The following is a 26,901-nucleotide window of genomic DNA, read 5'->3' on the forward strand; positions in this document are numbered from 1 at the left end:
AATCTAAGAAGTCTAAAAATCTAATATCTAAGAAGTCTAAATTTTACCTACTTTTGCAGTATGGAAGAGAATTTAAAACGTCTGAATAAATTTATTGGAGAAACCGGCTATTGTTCTCGTCGTGAGGCTGATAAATTAATTGAGGAAGGACGCGTAACGATAAATGGTGTTGTACCTGAAATGGGAACAAAAGTTTCTCCGGATGATGAAGTACGCATAGACGGGAAATTGATTGTGGAAAAGCACGAAAAATTGGTTTATCTGGCTTTTAATAAACCGGTTGGAATTGAATGCACAACAAACTTAGAAGTTCGAAATAATATTGTTGATTATATTAATTACCCAAAACGTATTTTTCCGATTGGAAGATTGGATAAAGCCAGTGAAGGATTGATTTTTATGACTAACGACGGTGATATCGTAAATAAGATTTTACGCGCCAGAAACAATCACGAGAAAGAATATACTGTTACGGTAAACAGACCTATCACCGATCGTTTTATAGAGCGAATGGGAAATGGTGTTCCGATTTTGGATACGGTTACCCGAAAATGTAAAGTAGAACAAATCAGCAAATACACTTTCAAAATCATTTTGACGCAAGGTTTAAATCGTCAGATTCGTAGAATGTGCGAATATTTAGGTTATGATGTAACAGCTTTGAAACGTATCCGAATTATTAATATTTCTTTGGATATTCCGGTAGGACGTTACCGTGATTTGACCGATGATGAAATTAAAGAATTAAACCATTTAATTGAACCTTCGAGCAAAACAGAAGAAGCAAGTTTGCCAAAAGCGGAAGCTCCAAAACGAAGAACAGAATTTATTTCGAAACATGATCCCCGATTTAAGAAAAAAGGAGATTATTAAATATCAAAATCCCATCAGCTAACTGATGGGATTTTTTTATGATTATTATTTACTATTCAAAAAATCATAATACAAAGCTTTTGACAAAAAGGTCGCATTTTGATAATGATCAATCATTTCTTCTCTCTGAATTTCATCAGGTCCCCCGTATAAATTATTCTTCGTGAAATATTCCCGGCGTGCATCATCATTAAAATTCAAATTAGTCAAGAATACAGGTTCTACACATTTATTTGTCGCGATATTATAATTTGTAATCAGATTTCCCCAGTTTACAAAACTGCATAATAATACTGTTCCGTAAAAATACCACACCATTTGATTTACTAAGTAAGCGTTTGTTTTTTGTTTTGTAATTTTTATAAAAACAAAAACTAAGCCTATAATTGCTAGAATCAAAAATGCATAAACACCTAATCGTTTATAAGTTAATCCGAAAACTGAAATGTATTCTGAATTTTTAAGCATTGCACTTACGATTAAAAGTCCATTTAAGACGATCCAGATTTTTGCTAACTTTTTAAGCCAAACTGCTTTATTATCAAAATTGAAACCACCTTTAAAATAAAACATGATTACCCCAACCGCCATAATAATTGAAAAGATTACTGAGTTTACTCTTTCATGAGTATCTGCGCTTAGGTTTGCTTTTTCGATTACTTCAAAAAACTGTTCGTAATTATAAGTTACGAGAAAAACTAAAAGCATTAAATTCAACAATACTAAAGTGATTTCACCACTTTTTCTTTCAAAATCAATATCTAGAAACGAAAATGTATTTTGATTCTTGATTTCAGTACTATTATTGAAATCATTGTCTAGAAGTTCATTTTTTTCATAGCAAACTTCTGGCACCCAATAGTTCCAGAAACTGAAAGAAATATAGAAACCCAAAATGGCAATGAGAATCAAATTTACAATGTCAATATCTAAAGTATAATCTGTAAACAACGAAGAAAAATGTGTACTTCCGAAAGAATATACTATAAAAAACAACCCAAGAAAAATAGCTGGAATAACAAAAAACGCTATAAATTTTTTAGCAGAATTATTTTGAATTTTCTTCTCAGGAATCCATTGCTGAAACATAAAAACTCGGCCTAGAGAAGTAAGTCCGTTTAAAAATACGAGCGGAAAAATTTGTACTATTTTAAGCTTAACATCTTGTGTTTTAAACTGTAAAAAAAGAACAGACATTGCCAATGCTAAAAAAGAAGGAAAATCTCCGTACCAAGCAAAAGCCAGACAAGACAAAACCGATGTTATGACTAAGATTAAATGTGATCTTTCAGAAAACCGATCTTGAAAAAAATAACAAATAAAACCTGTTAACACTAGTGCAAAAATAGACAAATTAACCCCTGGCTCTTCTTTGTAAAAAAGCAGTATAAAGATCAAACTGCATGCTAAAATAATGTGATGTTTTTTCATGATTATTAAATTAAAAGTACTTTGTTTTTCAAAGTAATTAGACAAAAAATTTTGGTTATTAGGATTTCATTAATTTTTCAAGGTACGATAAGTGTTCTTTGAAGGCTAAACGGCCTCGATCAGTTACTTTATAGGATGTTCTCGGTTTTTTACCCACAAATTCCTTTTTCACTTCTATATATTCAGATTTTTCAAGTGCAGAGGAATGACTTGCTAAATTACCATCAGTAATATCTAGAAGAGTTTTCATTTCGGTAAAATCAACCCACTCATTCACCATCAGAATGGACATAATCCCCAATCTGACACGGCTTTCAAAATCTTTATTTAATTTATCAATAATACCCATTGGTTTATTTATATTTTTTGAACATCACTAGTCCGTACAAGATATGCAAAATACCAAATCCAATTATCCAAAAAATCAAACCATATCCAATATAAAAAAGAGAAATAAGTCCTAAAAACAATTGACAGTAACCCAAATATTTGATGTCAGAAAAAGTATATTTCTCAGCATTTATAACTGCTAAACCATAAAAGATTAAAGTAGCTGGTGCAACTAAACCATAATATTGATGGTACAAAAGCGACAAACAGAATACACCTCCAACAAAAAGAGGAATGGCTAAATTAAAAAGCATTTTTTTTGTAGCCGATGTCCAAATAGGCAAATTGTATTTTCTGCTTTTTCTGATGGTAAAAGCAACTCCAAAAATAAAAGCAAAAGCTAAAATGACAACTCCAGTTATAAACAATTCTGATACTAAGCTAGCAGGAACTACAATTTGGTCTTCACCTAAATATTCGATTCCGTTTACTTTAAATAATTGATAGACATAAAGTCCGCCAATTAAAGCAGAAAGTCCGGCAAAAACTCCTGAGAGTCCGCTTAAGGATATAAATCTTGAAGAGCGCTCCATCATGGAACGAATATGTGCTAAATCTTCTTGGTGCTTCTGATTCATAAATAAAGTACTTTGTAATGCAAAGTTATGTTTTATTTTGAATTGGCAAATAAAAAATGCATTTATTTTTGATGCTGAAAATAGAGCTGCAAAATTTTGTTCCAAAGTTTTGGAATTGCAGGAACATAGCGGTTTAGAACTGATGCTTGCGTGAGGGATAGGAGCTGGCTACCGAAGTAGCGCGGATAGCCCGACCTTATCCCGACAAGAGGGCGAATAACCGCAAAGTATATTTGCCCTCTTGTCGGGATAAGGTCACGCCCAATATATAAAACAACAAAGCTCATTCTATTGAACGAGCTTGTTGTTTATTTGTCTACTAATTAGTTAAAACCATCTTCTGCGCTTAAATAAAAATACGCCGAAAGCAGATAATATTACCGATACAAAAAGGAGAATCCAGATTCCATATTTACTTTCTTCAAGACCGTTTGGCACGTTCATTCCGTATAAACTGGCGATTAAAGTTGGAATCATCAGAATTATAGAAATTGAAGTCATTTGCTTCATGATATTATTCATGTTGTTTGATATTACAGAGGCGTAGGCATCCATCATTCCGGTTAGGATATTGCTGTAAATGTTGGCTGTATCCTGAGCCTGACTTAATTCGATTTCGACATCTTCGAGCAAATCTAAATCATAATCTGCTTTATGCGCTTTTAGATTTTTTATGCGTTGAAACAAAACATCGTTTGCTTTTAAAGAAGTAATAAAGAATACCAAACATTTTTCGATTTGAAGCAATGCCTGCAACTCTTCGTTTTTAATTGATTTTTCTAGATTATCTTCGGCTAATTTTATTTTCTGATTGACTTGCTTTAGATATTTTAAATACCAAACGCTTGATGACAAAAGCAATCTTAATACCCAATCTAAATTATCTTTAACCTGAATGTTTTTGCGTCGTGAATACAACATAAAATCATGTATGATTTCTGTTTTGTAAAAAGTGATTGTTACGCAAATATCACCTTTAAAAATCACACCTAGAGGAATAGTCTGGAAAGGAAGTTTTATGTCGTTGCTTTTTACGGGAACGCGCATAATGATCAAAGTCCAGCCGTCTTCGATTTCTATACGGGGTCTTTCGTCGATATCTTCAATATCATTGTAAAAAGCTTCGGGAATCTGAAGTTCTTCGAGTAAATATTTTTTTTCTGTTTCTGATGGATCTTCAATGTTAATCCAGCAGTTTGGAATCCATTGTGGTATTTCTAGTAATCCGTTGTTGTTTGTGTAAAAGACTTTCATTTCAAAATACAGGGTGTTATCGCAGCATTTTGAAAATTTCAAAAGCTGTTTTTAATTTAATACTAACGAATAATAATCGTCCATTTGGAGAAGTGTTTTTTAAGTGGTGCAAAAATATCTTTTATTTTTTAGAACTAAAACTTTAAACTATTAATTAAATATTAAAACAAGAAAGCCTACTCTTGCGAATAGGCTTTGTTTGTATAATTGAAAACAAATTATTTGTTTTTTGCGCTTCTCATTTTGCGTGCTAAAAGTGTGTTTTTAAGCAACATTGCAATTGTCATTGGTCCTACTCCACCAGGAACTGGCGTAATGAACGATGCTTTTTTGCTTACTCCGTCAAAATCAACGTCACCTTTTATAACGTATCCTTTTGGGTTTGATGCGTCATCTACACGTGTAATTCCAACATCAATAACCGTTACACCGTCTTTTACCATATCAGCTTTTAAGAATTCAGGAACTCCTAAAGCGGTAATAATGATATCTGCATTTTTAGTGAATTCTGCTAAGTTTTTAGTACGGCTATGAGTCAAAGTTACTGTAGAATCTCCCGGATTTCCTTTACGACTCATCAATATACTCATTGGGCGTCCTACGATGTGGCTTCTTCCAATTACAACGGTATGTTTTCCTGCAGTTTCTACTTTGTAACGCTCTAACAATTCCATAATTCCGAACGGTGTTGCCGGAATAAAGCTTTCCATTTCAAGCGCCATTCTTCCAAAGTTTGTTGGGTGGAATCCGTCAACATCTTTATCTGGATCGATTGCCAATAAGATTTTTTGCTCGTCGATGTGTTTTGGCAAAGGCAACTGCACGATATATCCATCAAGGTTATCATCTTCGTTTAGTTCTTTAATTTTTGCAAGAAGCTCTTCTTCGGTAATTTCCTCTGGTAAACTTACTAAAGTTGAATCGAAGCCAATTTGCTGACAAGATTTTACTTTACTTCCTACGTAAGTTAAACTTGCTCCATTTGTTCCCACAATAACGGCTGCTAAATGAGGCACTTTTCCTCCAGCGTCTTTTATAGATTGAACTTCGGCTGCAATTTCGTTTTTAATGTCTTCAGATGTTTTTTTACCGTCTAGTAGTTGCATTGTGTTTTGTTATTTTGTTTCAGGTTTAAAGTTTCAGGTTAAAAGAAACTTACTATTTATTATAATGAAAAAAGTTTCAAATTTCAGTTTCAAAACCTGAAACCTGAAACTTGAAACTTTTAATTTATTATCTCGGCATTCCGCCTGGCATTCCTTTCATGCCTCCCATCATTTTCATCAGATTTTTTCCGCCTGGCCCCTGCATCATTTTCATCATCTTGCTCATTTGGTCAAACTGTTTCATCAACTGATTTACTTGCTCGATTTTGGTTCCGGAACCTTTTGCGATTCTGGCTTTCCTCTTTACATCGATAATGGCAGGTTTGCTTCTTTCGATTGGCGTCATCGAGTGGATAATCGCTTCGATATGTTTAAAAGCATCATCTTCGATCTCTACATCTTTCATGGCTTTTGAAGCTCCTGGTATCATTCCTACCAAGTCTTTCATATTACCCATTTTCTTTACTTGCTGGATTTGCGTTAAGAAATCATCAAAACCAAATTCGTTTTTAGCGATTTTCTTTTGAAGTTTTCTTGCTTCTTCTTCATCAAATTGTTCTTGAGCTCTTTCTACAAGCGACACAACGTCACCCATACCTAAGATACGCTCAGCCATACGATCTGGATAGAAAACATCAATTGCTTCCATTTTCTCTCCCGTACCCACAAATTTGATTGGTTTGTTTACAACAGATTTAATTGAGATTGCAGCTCCACCACGAGTATCACCGTCTAATTTAGTTAAGATAACTCCATCAAAATTCAAGATATCGTTGAATGCTTTTGCTGTGTTTACAGCATCTTGTCCTGTCATTGCATCCACAACGAACAATGTTTCCTGTGGCTGAATTGCTTTGTGAACACGTGCAATTTCATCCATCATTTCTTGATCTACTGCCAAACGACCAGCTGTATCGACAATTACAACATTAAAGCCGTTTGCTTTTGCATGTTTAATTGCATTTTGGGCAATTTCAACAGGATTTTTATTTTCCGGCTCTGAGTAAACCTCAACACCAATTTGATCTCCCACAACATGCAACTGGTTAATCGCCGCAGGACGGTATATATCACACGCTACAAGAAGTGGTTTTTTATTTTTCTTTGTCTTTAAAAAGTTGGCTAACTTTCCTGAGAAAGTAGTTTTACCAGAACCTTGCAATCCTGACATTAAAATAACTGAAGGATTTCCAGAAAGATTAATTCCTGCAACATCACCACCCATTAATTCTGTCAGCTCGTCTTTTACCAACTTCACTAATAATTGTCCTGGCTGAAGTGTTGTTAAAACGTCTTGACCAATTGCTTTTTCTTTTACTTTAGTGGTAAAATCTTTTGCAATTTTAAAGTTAACATCGGCATCTAGCAAGGCACGACGAACTTCTTTTAAGGTGTCGGCAACGTTTACTTCTGTAATTTTACCGTGTCCTTTTAATATATGGAACGCTTTATCTAACTTATCACTTAAATTATCAAACATACTATTTTCTTTATTTGAAGTGCAAAGATAATCTAATTAGATATTTCAGGCAATTTATTTTTAAGGTTCATAGCCACAAAGACACAAAGGCGCAAAGTTTTTCTTTTAAAGATTTAATTAAGATGAAAATCTCGCAGAGACGCTAAGGCGAAAAGTTATTTTTGCCACGAATTGCACTAATTTCCCGAATTATTTTTCTCTCGCAGATTTAGAAGATTGTAATGATTTCTATTTTAAAAAAATCTGCCGAATCTTCGTGAAACAAAAAAAAGGCGCAAAGAATAAAACCTTTGCGCCTTTGTGCCTTTGCGGCTATGAACCTTTGTACTTTTAAAATTAAAACTGAAAGTAAATAAAAGGCTGTGAACCAGCTACGGCTGTTGCGTAAACAATCCAATACACAAAACCTAATATTACTGCTTTTAATAATAATGGTGTATGATCAAAAACCCATTTCATTTTGTTTGTGACCACTTCTGGCAAGAAATGCCAAACGTATCCAAACAACATTAATAAAAATACATTTTTATACCCTAATACAATTACTTGCCATTGTTCTGGTTCGAAAGTTAACTGGCCAATATTGTTGATGACTTGCAAGGCAGTATCGAAATCTCTGGCACGGAAAAAGATCCAACAGAAAACTACAAAATGGAATGTGATTACGATTGAAAAGAATCTCCATAAGAAATTCGGTCCTTTGCCTTCTTTTTTGGAAGGAAAGAATTCTGTAAATATTTTATGAACTGCCAATGCTAATCCGTGTAATGCTCCCCAAACAATAAATTGCGCTCCTGCACCGTGCCACAAACCGCCTAAAAGCATTGTTGTGAATAAATTGAAATTGGTTACCAAAGTCTGTTTTCTTTTATTCGAAAGTAAAAATGATAAACAGAAAATTCCAATTCCGCCAACTGCTATTATCAACGGAATTACACTTGTATTATAACTCGTGATTCCCCACAATAATAATCCGAAGAAGAATAAACTTGGGAATAAAAATCCAGCAAATGAGCCTTCTCTATTTCCTCCGATAGAAATATATAAGAAATCTTTTAGCCAAGTTGATAATGAAATATGCCATCTTCTCCAGAAATCGGTAATCGAAGTAGATTTATAAGGCGTTCTAAAGTTGGCCGGCAATTTAAATCCAAGCAATAAAGCGATTCCGATTGCCATATCTGAATATCCTGAAAAGTCACAATAAATTTGAATAGCGTATCCATAAGAAGCCATTAAATTTTCAAATGAAGTGTAATTCATCGGCGTATCAAAAACACGATCGACGAAGTTTATGGAGATATAATTCGAGATTACTGTTTTTTTAATTAATCCGCCAATAATCAAAAACAAAGCGTTGTTTACATCTTGCCTCGTTAAGTTTAATTTTTGATAAATCTGAGGAAGGAAATCTTTTGCGCGAACGATTGGCCCTGCAACCAGCTGTGGGAAAAATGAAACGAAAAACAAATATTCAATATAGTTTTTTGTCGGCTTAATTTCTTCTCTATAAATTTCAATAATATAACTCATCGACTGAAACGTATAAAAGGAAATTCCCACAGGAAGAAAAATATCATGAAGCTTATAATTGCCTTGAAACATATCATTGAACGTCACAATCATGAAGTTCATGTATTTAAAATATCCCAGCAATCCTAAATTCAGAATTACACTTATTACGAGATATATTTTCTTTCGGCTGTCTTTTGCTTCTTTGTAAATAATTTGGCTCAGCCCATAATCTACAACTGACGAAAGCAGCAATAACAAAAAGTAAATACCGCTAGACTTATAGTAAAAGAAAAGCGAAAACAGAATAACATACGTTAATCTCAAATAAAATGTCTTGCGTAAAAAGGCGTACACAAAATAAAAAACCAAAAATAATCCTAGAAATAAACCTGTATTAAATAATAATTTTTCTTCTGGATTGTATATAAACCAACTTTTAGCTTGTTCTAAGGTAACTGTACCGAAATTTTGAACAAACCAATTATTAATGCTATCAATTGTAATCAACTTACTTTCTTAATTTAAAATTATCGTATGCTTTTAAAAACGCCTCTGTAAACAAATTTCCTTGTTTCTCGTATCCTTTTTTAGAATAATGAACCCAATCTGGACCAATTAGTTTTTCGGTCTTTAGATTTTGAATACCATTCATGCCTCCAAATTCATCGTACAAATCCCAAACTGCAAAACCATCTGTTTCGGCGATTTCAATAATACTTTTTGCATAATCCTGAACATATACATTAGGTTTTCTAGCTTTAAGCAAAGAAGGCGGCGGAGTCATAACAATTATAGAAATATTGCCATTTTGTTCTTTGATATTTTTTATAAACTGACGCAGTTGCTTGATATATCCTGAAGCTTCCATATGATCATAACTTTCATTTGTCCCTAACGAAAAAACAAACAAGTCCGGATGTAAAGCTTTTAACTGCTCAAAAAACAATGGATATTTATTATAATCTGAAAACTTAGCGCCGTTTACGCCAATGCCGCTATAGGTTACTCCTGAAGCATCTCTTTCTAAAACAATTCCGTTAAGTTCGTATTTTGAGGCATTTTTATTCGGAATCAAATAAATTTTATCTAATGGTTTTTCAGATTTATAATAATGTGAAAATGAATCAGATTCTAGATTTAAGGGAACAAATTCTGAACTTTTAAAATTTCTAGGTTTTGTTTCGTTTGTTGGAATCTTTAATGTTCTTCCTGCACGAATATTATCTGATTTTAATTGATTTGCTCTTTTAATTTCAGCCACAGAGATATTGTATTTATCCGCAATTGTCGAAATTACCTCTCCCTTTTTTATTTTATGTGTAACTACTTTTCGCTCCGTTCCTTGAATAATATTTGTTTGAGATGATATTGCCAGATCAAACATGTTTTGGTTTTGAGGTGTAATAATATGAATTGAATTAAACTTATACGCAGCATCTTTAATGTTCATTTGCACTGCAAAACCAGCATCATCTCTCCAAAGTCCAATACCGCTTAAACCAACTGGATTATTTTTTGTTGGATAAATATTACGATAGCTTTGCCAAGTTCTGTTAGAAGAGAATCGTTCATTATAAGAACCATTTGTTTTAGCAAGCTGATACGGAAAAACTAAACCTCGACCTGCATTTCCAAATTTCTTCTGTAGATTCTTTCTAATTTCATTAGTCATTAAATCCCCTTGAATATGAGAATCTCCAATATGCACAATTTTTATTTTCTGATTGCTTTGACTTTCATTTTCCTGCAATTTCTTAAAAACATTTTCTAATACTTTTGCATTGTAAATGTGATTTCCAGCATAAGGCTCAATCGCTGCACTTTCGATTTTACTGCTCATATTTTTAGTTGTTGGAAGTGAGACTGAATTTGGCGTTTTGTGGTTTGCTGAGAAAAAAAGACAGCAAAAGAAAATAATAAGTTTATTCATTTACAGTATCATTTTTTACAGAAACAGAGTCTGTGTTTATTTTTCGCGCTGCCCGCTGTTTAGTTGAAGCAACTTCTCGTTTTTCGCGTAATTTCTTATACTCTTCGTATCCTTTATTTAATTGATCGTATACTAATTTGCCGATTGCCTTTGCACCACGCTGATTAAAATGCGTATAATCCTTATTTGCTCTTGCCGGCGTTTCATCAACCCATTTTACCATCGAACCGTCGCCACCCATTAAAGTGTATAAATTTACAAATCCAGATTCTGTGTCCAGAGCGTATTTTTTTTGCGCTTTCATTAAGGGTACAACAGCCGAATCACTTTTCATTTCTAAATCATATTTGGTCGATTTGTCTGCCGTAGAAATAATCAAAATAGAAACTCCCGGAAAAGATTCTTTTATCTTGTCTACCGCTTTTGTCATTCCTCTTTCGTACCAAGAATAATTTTTGGTTCCGTAATTTAATACATTTGTTCCATAGTGCAAGATAATCAAATCATACTTCAGACTGTTATTAAAACTCTGCATTACATTCGCATTAAACATCGAAATTGGCAATCCTGAATTTCCTCTTTGAGAGAAGTTATCGACATGAACCCCTTTTCCGTTATCAAAATTAAATCCGTAAATCGGAATTGAGTCCGCATTTACGAAATTAGCTTTAAACGCTTTTAAACTTCCTGAACTTACTTTTAAGGTATTGATCAAATTATTCGGAACAAGATTTTTATGAATAGTATCTTTTCCAATAATAAAATTTACTTTTCCTTTTTTAGATGCTCTTCCATAAAATAAAGTCGGATTATCTAAAGTGGCAACATTTTTAGCAGTTCCCGCTTCATATTGCACCCAAGTGGTATTTTTTATATCATTGGCAAAAAATACATGTCCGTTTACACCAAAAGGGCTTATTGGTTTTTTTACATTTAAATACGACTGTGTTTTCCAGTTTTTAGAATAAACTGATTTTATAGAACCTCTAGACGCCGCAGATTCTGATGTTATCGAGACAAAACCAACTCCATTTCCGCCAAAACGTTCTTGATAGTTAGAACGGACGTCCTGCACAATCAAATCGCCATCGGTCATAGAATCACCGTAATAAGCAATTCTAACATGAGATTCTGGATTTTTCTCTAATTGATATAATTTTTCATAGAAAGAAATCAGGTATTGATATCCTTTATAATTATCAAAAGTTTCAGCTGGAAATTCGATGCCTTCAGTGGCATCAAAAGTGATTTTCTCCTTTCCTTGAGCATCGTCAATAGCATCAATGCTATCCGTTGTTTCATTTAAGGAATCCTTTGCTACGGCCTCCAAAAGCAAGCTGTCTATGAGCACATTTTTTGAATTCATTTTACTTTCCGAAAAAATTTTATCCGGCAAGATTTGTTTAAAGCCAATGAAAGCAATGAATGCCAATGCTACAATTGCAAAAGACTGAAAAAAATAAGATTTTGTATTCACTTGTAATTTTAAATTTGAAGAAAGGATTTACAAAAATTAAAATGCAAATTCCTACTAATTCCTTATAAAAAAAATATGTGCAAAGATAGAATTAAACATTAATTAATGATTCTTTTTAACAATAAACTAAAACAAAAAAAGAGATTAGACGAATCTAACCTCTTTATCAAAAAAAAATAAAAAAAACAAAGCTAATGATTCACTAAAATTTAATGCGATACGATTATATAACAGTGATTACTAAGTTTAAAAACTAAATCAATTGTTACAAAATAATCAAAAATAAAGCCTGCATTATATTAAAATCAGTATAAAACAATTTTTAATTTTTTATAATTTTTATATCTTAAAAATTTAGTTCAAGATAGCATATTCTAAAGTTGGGTAACCTCTTAGTCCTGTGTCATTTGTCATAGCAAGGAATTTAACTTTATAGTAATTTCCAGCAACATCTTTTACAATATAAAAACGATCTGTTCTAACACTTGGCAAAGTAGTTGGTCCACCACCGCTTCTCCAGTTAGCTCCAATGATTCTTTGGTCTGTAGCAGAAGCTGTAAAGTTAGCTTCAATAACTTTAGCTTTTGTAAAATCCGCATAAGTTACTCCATCAGCAACTAAAACTTGGTAAGCTTGTGTTCCTCCTTTTAAGTTTGTAGTAATGAAATCAGAATAGCCATAAGTAACATCTTGACCACCTGAAGCTAAATAGTTAGTAAAAACTGTAAAGTTTAGATCCCATTTTGCTTTTTCTGGCTCAACCGCAACAGTATTTCCTGATGTTAAGCTAAAGAAAGAAAAATTAAAAGCAGCGTCTTTAGAAATTGTTTTTTCTGAAAAAGTTGCAGAAGTTAAATCAGCATATTGAATTTTATATCCATTTCCGCTTCTTAAAATTCTAACTTTTTTCCAACCTCTTGCATCTCCATCAACACTTACTGAACCTACAGCAGGTGTAGTTGTTGAAACTTTAAATCCAAGATTTACTAAATATACTTTGTTGTCTGCATCTGTAGCTGAAACTTCTGCTATTGCAGTTCCAATTCCCGCTCCTGCACCAGCCAAGATACCTGTTGGATTATCAACAAAACCGTTTGAAGCTGCAGTGGTACCAGCACCAACTGCTACATTTGTATCACTTTCTTGAGGTAAAGTAATATCTGAAGTAGCTAATTTTTTAACGGCCATTTTAAGAGAACCATTAATAACTACTCTAAAATCTGAACCTGTAGAAAATCCGAAATCCCAAGATTCTCTGTTTACAGCTTTAGATTCTGTAGAACTTAAATCAAGGTAAACCTGATTAGGCTGATTTGGACCACCTACTGTAGGCTGTATAGTTGCTCCAACAGTTGGGATTTCAACTGGAGTATCGTCGTCACTTGAACATGATACTAGAGACAATAACGCGATTGATAAAAATAATAACTTTTTCATTGTATTCTGTTTTTATATTAAAGATTAAGGTTATATGCTAATTTTAAGAAGTAAGAACGACCGTAAGCAAGCATTACCTCGCCTGTTCCTGCATGCCCGGCAGCGCTGCCAGTTCCGGTTTGCAATACATTTGTTACATCAAGAATATTTCTGGCACCAAGTGTTACTTCGAAATGATCTTTGAAGAAATTTTGCCTGATAGAGGCATCAAGCCAATTACTTGGCGAAACTTCAGACAGTATATAAGAAGATGCTCCTTCTATAAATTGCTGTGTTTTTCCGTTATATTTATAATATCCTGAAACAATCGTTTTCCATTTTGGAATTGTATATGAAAAGCTTGCATTTAAATTAAATGAATACAGAAACCTATCATCTGAAGTAAAAACTTGATTTTTTATTTCTTGAGAAATTCCAATAAGTGCAGCCCCAAAATTGAATGTCAGATTATCTTTTTTCAATTGATTCATCGTAGAAAAATTCCACATTCTATATTTGCTGATATTGACATATTGATATTCCGGATTTCCAGTGTCCGGATTAAATCGAATTAATGCCATACCAATTCTGTCATCGACATTTAAATAACTCCCTGCCAGTGTATTTGAAAGCTGTAAACCGGAGCCAGACAAAGTTGATTTTTTAAGGCTCGCTTCATAAGAAGTACTGGTTTCAGGAATTAGATTTTCATTTCCTGTAAAAAAGTGTCCATCAAAAATTTGTTTCGAATATAATTCATCAAAAGTTGGAGTTCTAAAAGAATTGCCGTAAGAACCGCGAAGTTCAATTCCTTTATCAAATAAATATCTTAATCCTAAAGATGATGCGTATTGATTTGTAAATTGAGATTGAGCAGAAAATCTTAATCCTGGTCGAACAGAAAATCTTTCTGTTGCCATAATTTCAGACGAAGCAAAGAAATCATAATTTTCAAGTGTCTTGCGAACAGGAGTCAGAATATTGTTTGCTTCCTGAACCAATGAATATCCTTTGTTATTAACAAACTCATATCCTAACTGAAGATCAATTGTTTTGTCTGAGAAAAAGTTATTCACAGTACCTGTAGAATAAAGAACCTCCATAGACTGATCTTTTACAGTAACATTATTTGCTTCCGTTTTTGTCGCCAAATAATATCTAAAATCCTCTACATTACGTTCTTGTTTTTGATGTGAAAGCGAAACATTATAATTCAATTGCGAAAACATTTTTCCGGTCGCATTTAAATTATGAAAATATCTGTTTGTCAAATATCTTTTATCGCTTGCATAACGGTAAGATCCTAGTGTGCTATTAAAACCAGATTGCACTGTACTATTGTAATAATCAACATTTTCATCTAAGAATTCAAACTTATAGAAAATTCTGAAATTATTTTTTTGATACGCTATTAATGCTGTACCGTTCAATTGGTCTTTTGGCAGCCATCTATAACCGCGGGTTCCGTCATTTTCGCTGTAATTAACTCCATTTTTGTCGCTTAGAAATCCTTGAAAATCGTTACGATTAGCACCTACTGAAACAAACCAGTTTTTATTGAATGTATGAGAAACCTTTAAAGACTGAATATGACGGCCTTCCTCAAAAAGAGAATATTCGTTATTAACCGTTTCCTCTTGAACTGAGGCTGTAATTCCCCATTTGTATTTTGAAGATTTCTTTGTAATAATATTTAAAACTCCACTTACCGCGTTTGCTCCATAACTTACACCCATCGAACCTTCAACAATCTCAATGTGATCAACATCATTTAGATTAATTTGAGATAAATCTATATTATTGCCCAAACCGGCTTCATTAATTAAGGGTACATTATCAACCAAAATTTTAAAATATTGTGCATCTAAACCAAATAAAGAAACTGTTGAACGGCCACTTGTTCCGCTTGGACTAACAGTTATGTTTAAATATTGATTTAAAACATCTGCCAAATTATTAGCCGCTAAATTTTGAATATCATTATTTGAAATAACACGAACATTAAATACAGATTTTTTAATCGATTGAGGCTCAAACTGACCGGTTATAACAACCTCAGAAAGTTTATTTACAGCTGTAGAATCCTTTTCTTGACCAAAGGAAATTTGACAAAAAAGGAACGCTACAAAAAGAGTAATTTTAATTTTCATTATTTTTATTCAGTCTTAATAATGACGCAAATATAACAACTATTTTTATTTGTTCTAAATAAAATTTATATATTTGCAAAAAAATTTTAAAACAAAAAATAAGTTATGATTACAAAAAGCCTCTATTTTTCAGCCTTAATGGCTTTGACTTGTAGCCTTGGTTTCAGTCAGGACAAAAAACAACAAGACATCAAATCAATCAAATCAATGTGTGGTTGTTATGAAGTGAAATTTAATTTTACTGAAACTTTTCAATATCCCAAAGACTCTCTTACTTATAAACCATCTGAAACTAAACACGAATCGGGATTAGAATGGGTAGAATTAGTAGAAGACACTCAAAATAAAATTTCAATGCAGCATTTATTAATTGTAAGTGATGATATGATTATCAAACACTGGAGACAAGACTGGCTTTACGAAAACACAGACTTATATTCATTTGACAAAGGCACATCTTGGAAATACAAAAAATTAGACAAGAAAGCTGTAAAAGGACAATGGACTCAAAAAGTATATCAAGTAGATGATAGTCCTCGATATGAAGGATCATCAACTTGGGTACATGTTGACGGAAAAGACTATTGGGCAAACGTTGCTGATGCTCCACTTCCAAGAAGAGAACAAACAAAACGTAACGATTATAATGTTTTAAAAAGAAGAAATATTCACGAAATTACCGCTACAGGCTGGAATCATGAGCAAGACAATGACAAATTGGTTAGAGATGACAGCGGAAGAGATGTATTGTTAGCACAAGAAAAAGGAATGGATGTTTACACTAAAGTTCCAGACAGCAAATGTGCAGCTGCTCAAAAATGGTGGGTTGTAAATAATGCACTTTGGAAAAATGTTCGTGACAAATGGCAAACTGTTTTTGACAGACGCCAAGACTTAAACTTAGAAGCTAAAGTTGACAGAAAAGCACTTTATTCTCTTTTGTTTGATTTAAAACCAGACGCTACAAAAGCAGAGACTGATGCTATAATCAACAAGTTCTTAAAATAAAAATGTTTGTGTTAGTTGTAAAAAAGCCGGTAATTTTAGTATTACCGGCTTTTTTTATAAAATAAAAAACCGCCCAAAATTGGACGGTTTTCCCAATATTATTTTTACTAAAAGGTTTACTAATTCAAAATAGTTAAAAATGAATAAAGGGTTGATATTAAGAATAAATTAATTTTAAAATTCAATTGAGTTAATTTTTATCCCACCAAACATTTGTAGTTACATTACTCACTACAGTAGCGTTTAAATTATATTGTCTTTCATCTGAGGGAGTTGGCAATCTCACTGGAATCAGTTTTGTATTTGATGATTGGTTTGGAACTAAAACAGGAAAACCAGTTCGCCTGTAATCGTTGTAAGGTTCCATAGTCAAAAATAGAGCAATATATTTTTGTTGAATAATACCTTCTAAATCAATATGTGCAGTTATAGAATTTAAAAAATCTGAAGTAACAACAGTTCCAGTGATTTTTAAAACAGAAGCAGCAACAGCATCTTCCAATGCAGGTTTGGCATCTTGTCCCAATCTAAATTTAGCTTCGGCTTCGATAAATTTAGCTTCAGCATATGTTACGAGCCCAATTGAAGAAGCAGCACTAGCAAAAGATGAACCTATATAAGAAGATGTAGCAGTGTCTAAATCATTTGCAGCATTCCCTGTATAATTTCCATTTTTATCTTTAGCTACTGCAAATGATAATCTTGGATCACTATTGTTTTTTAAAGAATTAACAAAATATGCTCCTGCCTTCAAATAATTTTCACGGCTTTTATTAAAAGCATACCACTGATTTAATCCGTTTGAAGTGCCTGTAAAAAAAGTATTGGCATCATCTGCATTTGAACTTATTCCAGAAGCTAAAATATACTCTAGAGCTTTTTGTGAAGCATCTGTATCAACTTGAGATAATCTCAAAGCGTACCTCGCCTTTAAGACATATGCAATTTGAATCCATTTTTGAGTATCACCATTAAAAATGTAATCGTCACTTCCGGGAACTGAAATATTACTGGAAGCCGGTTTTTTAAAGTTTATGATTGCGTCATTAAGAATAGTCTGCAATCTTTGATAAATTTCTTGCTGTGTGTTATATTTAGGCATTTTATTTCCTTCGTCGGCTCTAAATGCCTCATCATAAGGGACATCTCCCCAAAGATCAGTTGCGTACCCAAGATTAATAGCTGTTAATACCTGCCCAATACCATTGTAATATGGATATCGCATCGCAAAATCACGATTTAAAATGTAACCATTCATTAAAGTTGTCCCATACAATGTATTCCATTCATTATTAACATCTTGTTCAGTAACAATATAACGTTGAATATCACCTAATTGCCCAACACTTGTTCCTGCTAAATGCTGATCAAAAATATTTGATGTTCTAATCAATCCCGTTGTATGAGTTGAAAAAGTAGAAACTTCCATCGCAGACAACAACAAAGTCGGAGTTGTTGAAATAGGAGAATTTGGATTTTCATTAAAGTGATCTAATTCCGATTGACAACTTAGCAGCAAACTAACACTAGTAACTGTAAGAATTATACTTTTTATATATTTTTTCATTTTGTAGAATTTAAATTTAGAAACCGACTTTAAGAGTCATTATAAATGATTTACTGCCAGGATTATTAAAGTAATCTAATCCATTAATTTTCGAACCTGCACCGGTCAAGCTAGTTTCTGGATCAACACCTTTGTAATTGGTATTCAACCATAAATTTCTACCGGTAAATGACAGTTGAGCCGAATGAATAGCAGTAAATTTTTTCATATTGAAGTCATAGCTTAATGTAACATCTCTAAGCCTGATCCAGTTTACATTCGTAATTGCTTCTTCGGCAGCTCCTCCTCCATCACCTAAATATTTTTGGAAATAATTTTTAGCACTAATTGCAATATTATTTGGAGTACCATCAGCTTTAATGCCTTCTATAATATAAGTATGTTCTCTATCTGAAGAAGCTTCAGAAATTCCAAAATTATGCAATCTTGCTAATGTTCCATTGTAAACAGCTCCGCCATGTCTAAAGTCTAATAAGCCAGATAAAGTAACTCTTTTATAAGTAAATGTATTTCTTATTCCACCTGTCCATTTTGGCGCAGAATTTCCTAAATTTCCTGTTTCATTTTGAATTAGAGGCAATCCATCAGATCCAATAGTTTTTTGACCATTTGCATCACGCTGCCATTTGGTACCATAAAAACTTCCCAAAGGCTGTCCTTTAACTGCATAATATCCTATTGAGCCAAAAGCAGATTCTATCGATATCTCATTTAGATTTCCTGAAATATCAGTAACCTTGTTTTCATTTTTAGCCCAATTTAAGTTTACGTTCCATTGAAATGGTTTGCCTTTTTTGAAAATATCATAGCCCAATTCAACTTCAACTCCCTTATTCACTAATTCAGCTGCATTTTGATATACAGTACCAAATCCGCTTGATTGTGGTAACGGTAATTCAATTAATAAATCTTTAGAGGTTTTATAATATAGATTTAAATCAAATGTTAAACGGTTTTCTAAAAATTTTGTATTTAAACCAAGTTCATGACCTAAAACTCTTTCAGGTTTTAATTGTTGGTTTCCTAAACTGCCAGAAACAGCCATACCGTTTATACCATTATATGGAAAACTTAAACCATCGGTAAAACCGTCAGTCATAAATGGTTGTGCATATGTACTTATTGTTTTATAGGCTTTGGGCGCAATTCCTACTTCTCCATAACCATAAGTCAATTTTACAAAATTTGTCCATTCCGGAAAATCAAATGTACTTGATAAGATCCAAGAAGCTGAAGCAGCAGGAAATATAGCGCTGTTGGCATCAGTCCCATAAGTAGAAGACCATTCTTTTCTAACGGATCCTGTTATAAAAAGCTGATTTTTTACATCAAATTCCAATTGTCCAAATAATGCTCTTGACATAATATTAGTCTCGTCATTTGATGCATACAATTGTGTGGCATTTGACAAATTATAAACTCCTCTTACAGCAAGTTCTTTGCCTCTCGAAAAGACATCGGTGTTTTGAGAAGAACGCAAATTTAAACCTGCTGTGTAATTAATTTTCAGCCACTCAGATTTCACTGGAAATAAACCGCTTGCGATAAAATCTCCATAAAATTGCTTATTGTTAATATTATTAAAAGCGACTTCTCCCATTCCTGCAAGATTATCCCCATTAGACGAAATAGCATAAACCTGTTTTCGATAATCAGAATAGGCATCAATACCACCTTTTGCAGTTAATGATAACCATGAACTTGGAGAATAAGTTAAATACATATTCCCAAAAACACGATTCACATCACTTGTCGCAGGGTTTTCATTTACAGTAAAATACGGATTATCATAAGTCGCATAGTAATTTTGATTATTTCCTTCAGCATCTTTATAATTTCTTAAATCATAATTACCAACCGACCGTAGTAAACTAAACATTACAGCAGAAGCATTACTTCCATTTTGAGATAATGTATTTGTGGTATGAGTATATTGTAAGCTCCCGCCTGTCTTCCATTTATCACTTAATTTTAAATCTCCAACAACTCTTAAGGTATTTCTTTTTAATCCAGTTTCTGGAATCATACCTGTTTGTGTAACATTTCCGTAAGAAGCTCTATAAGTAGCTTTCTCATTTCCGCCATAAAATGATATATTATTGGTAAATGTCAATCCTTCTTTAAAGAAATTACCAACATTGTCATACATTGGCACACCTAAAGATTCAGCACTTGGTCCCCAGCTTTGAGGTGTATTCTTGTTTATACTATTCGCAGCTGGATTCGTTCCCTGAACATATTTATTTTGTCTTGCTGGCAGTTGACTTACTTTATCAATTGCTAATGAAGTAGAATAATCTATTCCTAAACTTTTTCCTGTCTTTCCTTTTTTAGTCGTATAAATAATAACCCCATTACCCGCTCTTTCTCCATATAAAGCTGCTGCTGCAGGGCCTTTTAGTACTGATACACTCTCTATGTCATCCGGATTAATATCTAAAGCTCGGTTTGAATTGTTAATACCTGATAAATTTGCATTAAAAGGATTATCTCCTGCGCTGGTTTGACTGGTAGTATTATCTATAGGGACACCATCAACCACAATTAGAGGATCAGAACTTCCCGTAATTGTATTTACACCTCTGATAATAATCTTACTTGAAGCACCTGGAGTTCCACCCGTACCAATAACTTGAACACCCGCAGCTTTTCCTGCTAATGCCTGTAAAACATTTTGTTCTCCAGATTTTGTTATTTCTTCAGAACTCACTTTTGATACTGCATATCCCAAAGTTTTTTCAGACCTTTTAATTCCTAAAGCTGTGACCACTAAACCTTCAAGCTCGACAGAATCATCTTTTAATTTGATATTAATTACTGCAGAACTTGCTGCCTGTTCTTGGGTTTTCATTCCGATATAAGTGAATACCAAAATTTGACCAGATGATGCTTTGATAGAATATTTACCATCCATATCTGTTTGTGTCCCAGATTTTGTTCCTTTTACTAAAACACTAGCACCTGGCAATGGCATTCCTGCGTTGTCTAAAACAGTTCCTGAAACTGTTCTTTCCTGCGCAAAAAACAATTGAGAGCTAAGCATGAAAAACATCATTATAAAAACTTTGATTTTTTGTTTCATTATTTATTTTTTTGAGTTAAGTGGCGCAAACCTATTAAAAAGATATAATTTTAACAAGATTTAAGCTTCTTTTAACATTAAAAATTATAAATATTTTATTACAAAATAAAACAATTGAGTGTTAATCAAAATAACATAAAGAATTTCAGACAATTAGGATTAACGATGATGGAAGGCATTTAAAAACAAAAAAGGCCGATAGTTTTAAAACTATCGGCCTTTTTTAAATATGCTGTAAGAAGTCTTACATTCTCTCCGGAACTTCAATTCCTAACAAAGTAAATGCTGACTTAATAACCTCAGCTACTTTTTGAGAAAGCTGGACTCTGAAAATCTTTTTTGTTAAATCTACTTCTCCTAAAATATGTACTGACTGATAGAACGAATTGTATTCTTTCACCAAATCATAAGTATAATTTGCTATCAACGCTGGACTGTGATTTTGTGCAGCATTTTGAATTACTTCTGGAAAAAGTTCGATTTGTTTTACCAGTTCTTTTTCTTTTTCGTGAAGCTCTTTAGTATTTGTTTTTGACGCAAAATCAAAATCGGCTTTACGAATTATAGATTGAATTCTGGCATATGTATATTGAATAAAGGGACCCGTATTTCCTGCGAAATCAACCGATTCTTCTGGATTAAATAAAATACGTTTTTTAGGATCTACTTTTAAAATATAATATTTCAAAGCACCAAGACCGATTGTATTGTACAATTTGGCTTTCTCTTCGGCAGAATAACTGTCTAGTTTTCCTAAATCTTCTGAGATTTGTTTTGCCGTATCTGTCATGTCTTGCATCAAATCATCAGCATCTACAACAGTTCCTTCACGGCTTTTCATTTTTCCAGATGGCAAATCTACCATCCCGTATGATAAGTGATAAAGACTTGAAGCCCAATCAAAACCTAATTTTTTTAGAATTAAAAACAAAACTTTAAAGTGATAGTCTTGCTCATTACCAACTGTGTAAACCATCCCGCCAACATCTGGCATATCTTTTACACGCTGAATTGCTGTTCCGATATCTTGTGTCATGTAAACCGCAGTTCCATCAGAACGCAAAACAATTTTACGATCTAAACCTTCATCTGTCAAATCAATCCAAACTGAACCATCGGGATCTTTTTCGAAAACACCTTTATCAAGACCAACCTGAACCACATCTTTTCCTAACAAATAGGTATTGCTTTCGTAGTAATATTTATCAAAATTAACGCCAAGATTTTTATAAGTAGTTGCGAAACCTTCATAAACCCATTCATTCATTTTTTTCCAAAGTGAAATAACTTGATCGTCACCCGCTTCCCATTTTTTAAGCATTTCTTGTGCTTCAATAATAATTGGCGCTTGTTTCTTTGCTTCTTCTTCGGTTTTACCAGTTTCTATTAATTGATTGATTTCTGCTTTATAAGCTTTATCAAATTCAACATAATATTTCCCAACTAACTTATCTCCTTTTAAATTTGAGCTTTCTGGAGTTTCTCCATTTCCAAATTTCTCCCAAGCCAGCATCGACTTACAAATATGGATTCCACGATCGTTGATAATCTGTGTTTTGTAAACTTTTTTACCAGAAGCTTTAATAATTTCAGCAACCGAATATCCTAACAAATTGTTACGAACGTGACCTAAATGCAGTGGCTTATTTGTATTTGGTGAAGAATATTCGACCATAATAGCTTTATCCTCTGGGTTTGGTGTTACATATCCAAACTTATTATTATCCTTGATTTCATTAAAGAAATTCAAATAATAACTATCTGAAATTACAATATTCAAAAAACCAGAAACCACATTAAAACGAGCTACTTCAGAAACATTTTCAACTAAATAATTTCCAATTTTATTCCCTAATTCGGCTGGATTGCTTTTAATCACTTTTAGTAATGGAAAAATTACCATTGTTATATCGCCTTCAAACTCTTTTCTAGTAGTCTGAAATTCGATTTTATCAACAGTAACATCAAATAATGCCTGAATTGCTTTTTGTATAGAAGGTGTAAGAATTTGTGATAATGACATGTAAACTTATTTTTAAAGTGAGCAAAGATACTGCTTATTCATCAATTACAGAAAATGAAAAAGATATAAAATCACACAAAACAATTAGAATTTCTTAAAAAGAAGTTTGTTTCGAATGTTAAAATTATCAAAAAATTAAAACACTAATCTCTTATAAAACAGGGTTAACACATAAAAAAAATATTTTTTTTGACTTTTATCTGTAACATATCGATGATAAAAGAGTCTTAATAGGAGCTTTGAATTCGTTTAAGGCGAAAAAATCTAACAAAACAAAAAATAAAAAAATCATCATCATCAATCAAATCAAAATAATCAATTTATTACAATTATGAAATTAAAATTCTTTCTGTTAGCATTACTGGGAGTAATGGCAACAGCACAAGCCCAGAATTCAGGGACAATTTCTGGAAAAATCACTGAAAAATCGAATAACGCACCTATTTCTTATGCTACGGTATCAATCAAGGACAACGGTAAAGTAGTTTCAGGAGTTAATACAGATGATAATGGTGATTTTACTATTAAAAATTTAGCTTTAAAAAGCTACACAATCGAAATTCAATATATCGGATTTAGAAAATATATTGGATCTGCAATTTTAAGTGAAAACAAAAAAACAGCTACTGTTAATGTTGGTCTTGAAGAAGAAGCAACACAGCTTAAAGGCGTAAATATTGTTGCCGAACGCTCAACAATGGAACAAAAAATTGACCGAAAAGTAATTACAGTAGGGAAAGATTTAACTACTGCCGGAGCTTCAGCATCTGACATTATGAGTAATATTCCTTCTGTAAATGTAGATCAAGATGGAAAACTTTCACTTCGTGGAAACGACAATGTACGTGTATTAATTGACGGACGACCATCTAATATTGATCCGGCTCAATTGCTAAAACAAATTCCATCAACTTCTATCAAAAAAATTGAGTTGATTACAAACCCAAGTGCAAAATACAATCCAGAAGGAATGTCTGGAATCATCAATATTATTTTACACAAAAATGCAAATACTGGTTTTAACGGAAGTTATAGTGGAGGAATTACTTTTGGAGAAACTGCTAAATACAATCAATCTTTAGATTTGAATTACAAAACTGGAAAAGTAAACTTTTTCGGAAATGCAGGTCAAAATTTTGGAACGTATTTTAATGACGGTAGAATTACAAGATTAGATCAAGACGTTAATCAAAAATTAAATATTTCGAATGAAAATGATAATTATTTGTATAAAGTTGGTATGGATTATTTAATAAATGATCACAATACTTTATCATTTTATACCAATCAAAATAAATCAACCGGAGAAGGAAATGTAATTACGGATATTGACTACAACAATGGTGATCCAGACATTATGAATATTTACCAAAAATCGAGATATCAAGGTCCAAATAAAACTGGAACTTATAACTTGGCATACAAACATATCTTTAAGAAAGAAGGACACACTTTAGATTTTGAAGGAAACTACAGCGATACTAAAGTAACTCAAAACGCAAGTTTTGATACTCAAACAACAAGACCTGACAATACAGCAAACAATGTTATTTATAGCGATGTGATTGGTGATCAAAGAAAATTAAGCACTATAAATGTTGATTATGTAAATCCGCTAAACGATAAAACAACATTAGAAGCTGGTGCTGAGGCAAGAGTAACAAGAACTAATAATGATTACAATACTGGAAATCCTTCGGTTCCTGCAGCAAATCAAATTTCTAATTATACTTATGATACTGATATTTATTCAGCGTATGTAACTTTTGGACAAAAATTTAAAAAATTCAGCTACCAATTAGGTACTCGTTTTGAAAGTTATAAAGTTGCCGCTAATTTAAACCATGGTGCAACTAAATTTGATGATGATTATATTACATTATATCCATCAGCTTACTTGACTTACAATTTAAATGAGAAAAACGTTTTGCAATTAAGCTACAGCCGTCGTGTCGACCGTCCGAGTTTAGAGCAGACAAAACCTATTCGTGAATTTTCTACTCCTTTAGTAACTTCATACGGAAATCCTGAATTAAGACCTCAGTTTACAAACTCTGTAGAAGTAAATTATACTAAAACTCTTGAAAAAGGAAGTATCACTGCCGGTATTTTCGTAAGAAGCATTAACGATCAAATTAGCAGAACTTTAAGCCCTGATCCTAATGATGCTTCAGGATACAAGCAGATCTTAAGCTTTACAAATTATGATAATAATAGCGCTTATGGTTTTGATGTTTCTCTTAACTATAAAATCACAAAATGGTGGGATATCCAACCATCTATTGATTTCTCAAGCATAAAACAAGAAGGAGTTGTATTCGTATTTGATCCTGCAACAAGCACAAGTTCACCGCTTCAACGCAGTGTCACAACTTCAGCTTTTAATGCTCGTATGAACTCAAACTTTAAGCCTACAAAACGTTTAAGCTTTTTATTGTTTGGTTTTTACAGAGGACCGGTTAATGAAATACAACAACAAAGAAAAGAAATGTACAAAATGGACATCGGTTCACGCTATACATTGTTAGACAACAAAATGAATATAAGTGTACGTTTTAATGATGTTTTCAATACAATGAGATATGCATTTGATGGAATCTATCCTTATCCGCAAACTGGACAGTTTACTTGGGAAAGCCAAACGGTTTATCTAGGTCTGACATATAACTTTGGAGGCGCAAAAATCAAGAATTTACAGCGTAAACAAAGAGAAGACAACACTAATAAAGGTGGCGGTGGAATGTTTTAATCCCATCTTATAATAGTAAGTTTTAATATTTTTGAATAATTTCTTGTAGAAAAAAAGGCCTGGAGTATGCCAACTCCAGGCCTTTTTTACTTTCTTATTTATTTATAAAAAGTTTTTTAATTCTTTTATTTCTTCAGGATTTGCTGTTTCCGTATTATCTGTAATGGCTGAAGAATGAAAAAATGTTGGCTCGAGTTTATCTTGTAATAATTTAATATTTGAAGATCTTAGTCCTCCGCCTGGCATAATCTCAATTCTGTCTTTGGCTAATTTTTGAATCAATTCTAGATCGAAAATCCCTTCTTCTACATTTTTTCCGTGTCCGGAAGTCAGAATGGTCTTAAATCCACAATCAATTACATCTTCCAGCGATTTTTCAAAATCAGGAACATAATCAAAAGCGCGATGAAAAGTGCAAGATAACGGACTAGACAGGTTTACCAACTCTCGATTCTGTTTCTTATTTACAGTTCCATCAGAATTTAAAATCCCGAATACAAAACCATCAACTCCAAGTTTTTTAAACTGTTTAATATCTTGTTTCATTTCAACAAACTCTTCATCAGTATAAACAAAATCTCCCCCACGCGGTCTTATTATCACATGCATTTTTATGGATAATTTCTCTCGCACTCTTACCGCTAATATAGAATTTGGAGTTGTACCGCCAAGATTCATATTGTCACATAATTCAATTCTGTCAGCGCCGCTTTCTTGCGCTATTATTGCTGAATCGTAATTGAAGCAGGCTATTTCTAGTTGATTTTTTTTCATTATTTTAAAGCTATTTCTTCTAGTTTGTCATTCCGCGCTGACACAAACAAATTTATAAAAAAACCTGCTCCAAAAAGAGCAGGTTTTAAATATAATAC

Annotated in this window: 18 protein-coding genes; 3 read left to right on the top strand and 15 right to left on the bottom strand. The window is 32.8% G+C overall.

Going from position 1 to position 26,901, the window contains the following annotated elements; translation table 11 throughout:
* The first annotated feature begins 60 nt into the window (after window positions 1-60).
* Window positions 61-873, top strand: coding sequence for a 23S rRNA pseudouridine(2604) synthase RluF (rluF, locus tag IRZ83_RS10320; RefSeq protein WP_194568543.1), 813 nt, complete (start codon window positions 61-63; stop codon window positions 871-873).
* 45 nt (window positions 874-918) lie between these two features.
* Here the strand turns inward: rluF and IRZ83_RS10325 are convergent, their stop codons facing one another.
* From IRZ83_RS10325 to IRZ83_RS10375, 11 genes are all read right to left on the bottom strand, one after another.
* Complete coding sequence (locus IRZ83_RS10325; protein ID WP_194568545.1) at window positions 919-2,304, bottom strand: DUF4173 domain-containing protein; 1,386 nt, start codon at window positions 2,302-2,304, stop codon at window positions 919-921.
* 58 nt (window positions 2,305-2,362) lie between these two features.
* Entirely contained in the window at window positions 2,363-2,653 is a 291-nt protein-coding gene (locus IRZ83_RS10330; RefSeq protein ID WP_194568547.1) for a winged helix-turn-helix domain-containing protein, read from the bottom strand.
* Window positions 2,654-2,657: 4 nt separating this feature from the next.
* On the bottom strand, window positions 2,658-3,272 hold the full coding sequence (locus IRZ83_RS10335) for a hypothetical protein (RefSeq protein WP_194568549.1): 615 nt from the start codon (window positions 3,270-3,272) through the stop codon (window positions 2,658-2,660).
* A 327-nt stretch (window positions 3,273-3,599) separates the two neighbouring features.
* Entirely contained in the window at window positions 3,600-4,526 is a 927-nt protein-coding gene (locus IRZ83_RS10340; protein WP_194568551.1) for a magnesium transporter CorA family protein, read from the bottom strand.
* Window positions 4,527-4,744: 218 nt separating this feature from the next.
* Entirely contained in the window at window positions 4,745-5,632 is an 888-nt protein-coding gene (locus IRZ83_RS10345; protein WP_029272192.1) for a bifunctional 5,10-methylenetetrahydrofolate dehydrogenase/5,10-methenyltetrahydrofolate cyclohydrolase, read from the bottom strand.
* 127 nt (window positions 5,633-5,759) lie between these two features.
* Entirely contained in the window at window positions 5,760-7,112 is a 1,353-nt protein-coding gene (gene ffh, locus IRZ83_RS10350; RefSeq protein ID WP_194568553.1) for a signal recognition particle protein, read from the bottom strand.
* Between the two features lie 336 nt (window positions 7,113-7,448).
* Window positions 7,449-9,134 carry an MBOAT family O-acyltransferase gene (locus IRZ83_RS10355; protein WP_194568555.1) on the bottom strand — a complete coding sequence of 562 codons (1,686 nt, stop codon included), beginning with the start codon at window positions 9,132-9,134 and terminating at the stop codon, window positions 7,449-7,451.
* Window position 9,135: 1 nt separating this feature from the next.
* On the bottom strand, window positions 9,136-10,467 hold the full coding sequence (locus IRZ83_RS10360) for a GDSL-type esterase/lipase family protein (RefSeq protein ID WP_228520679.1): 1,332 nt from the start codon (window positions 10,465-10,467) through the stop codon (window positions 9,136-9,138).
* A gap of 82 nt (window positions 10,468-10,549) precedes the next feature.
* The gene (locus IRZ83_RS10365) at window positions 10,550-12,034 is read right to left on the bottom strand and encodes an SGNH/GDSL hydrolase family protein (protein WP_194568559.1); all 1,485 of its coding nucleotides are present in this window, start codon (window positions 12,032-12,034) and stop codon (window positions 10,550-10,552) included.
* 354 nt (window positions 12,035-12,388) lie between these two features.
* On the bottom strand, window positions 12,389-13,471 hold the full coding sequence (locus tag IRZ83_RS10370; RefSeq protein WP_194568561.1) for an HmuY family protein: 1,083 nt from the start codon (window positions 13,469-13,471) through the stop codon (window positions 12,389-12,391).
* 17 nt (window positions 13,472-13,488) lie between these two features.
* Window positions 13,489-15,600 (bottom strand): TonB-dependent receptor plug domain-containing protein, encoded by a 2,112-nt coding sequence (locus tag IRZ83_RS10375; protein WP_194568563.1) that lies wholly within the window; start codon window positions 15,598-15,600, stop codon window positions 13,489-13,491.
* Between the two features lie 105 nt (window positions 15,601-15,705).
* Between IRZ83_RS10375 and IRZ83_RS10380 the strand changes: the two genes are divergently transcribed.
* Entirely contained in the window at window positions 15,706-16,608 is a 903-nt protein-coding gene (locus tag IRZ83_RS10380; RefSeq protein ID WP_194568566.1) for a DUF6607 family protein, read from the top strand.
* A 190-nt stretch (window positions 16,609-16,798) separates the two neighbouring features.
* Here the strand turns inward: IRZ83_RS10380 and IRZ83_RS10385 are convergent, their stop codons facing one another.
* The 3 genes from IRZ83_RS10385 to argS all read right to left on the bottom strand — a co-directional run bounded on the left by IRZ83_RS10385 (window position 16,799) and on the right by argS (window position 23,280).
* Entirely contained in the window at window positions 16,799-18,175 is a 1,377-nt protein-coding gene (locus tag IRZ83_RS10385; RefSeq protein ID WP_194568568.1) for a SusD/RagB family nutrient-binding outer membrane lipoprotein, read from the bottom strand.
* A gap of 16 nt (window positions 18,176-18,191) precedes the next feature.
* Window positions 18,192-21,257, bottom strand: a complete 3,066-nt coding sequence (locus IRZ83_RS10390; RefSeq protein WP_194568570.1) for a SusC/RagA family TonB-linked outer membrane protein — start codon at window positions 21,255-21,257, stop codon at window positions 18,192-18,194.
* Window positions 21,258-21,501: 244 nt separating this feature from the next.
* Window positions 21,502-23,280, bottom strand: a complete 1,779-nt coding sequence (gene argS, locus IRZ83_RS10395; protein WP_194568572.1) for an arginine--tRNA ligase — start codon at window positions 23,278-23,280, stop codon at window positions 21,502-21,504.
* Window positions 23,281-23,611: 331 nt separating this feature from the next.
* Between argS and IRZ83_RS10400 the strand changes: the two genes are divergently transcribed.
* Window positions 23,612-26,029: a TonB-dependent receptor domain-containing protein gene (locus tag IRZ83_RS10400; RefSeq protein ID WP_194568574.1), complete on the top strand. Its 2,418-nt coding sequence runs from the start codon at window positions 23,612-23,614 to the stop codon at window positions 26,027-26,029.
* Window positions 26,030-26,131: 102 nt separating this feature from the next.
* On the opposite strand, the gene IRZ83_RS10405 is transcribed toward IRZ83_RS10400, so the two are convergent.
* On the bottom strand, window positions 26,132-26,803 hold the full coding sequence (locus tag IRZ83_RS10405) for a copper homeostasis protein CutC (protein ID WP_029272180.1): 672 nt from the start codon (window positions 26,801-26,803) through the stop codon (window positions 26,132-26,134).
* Between the last annotated feature and the right edge of the window lie 98 nt (window positions 26,804-26,901).

The sequence above is a fragment of the Flavobacterium sp. JLP genome (genome assembly GCF_015350755.1).
Taxonomy (GTDB): domain Bacteria; phylum Bacteroidota; class Bacteroidia; order Flavobacteriales; family Flavobacteriaceae; genus Flavobacterium.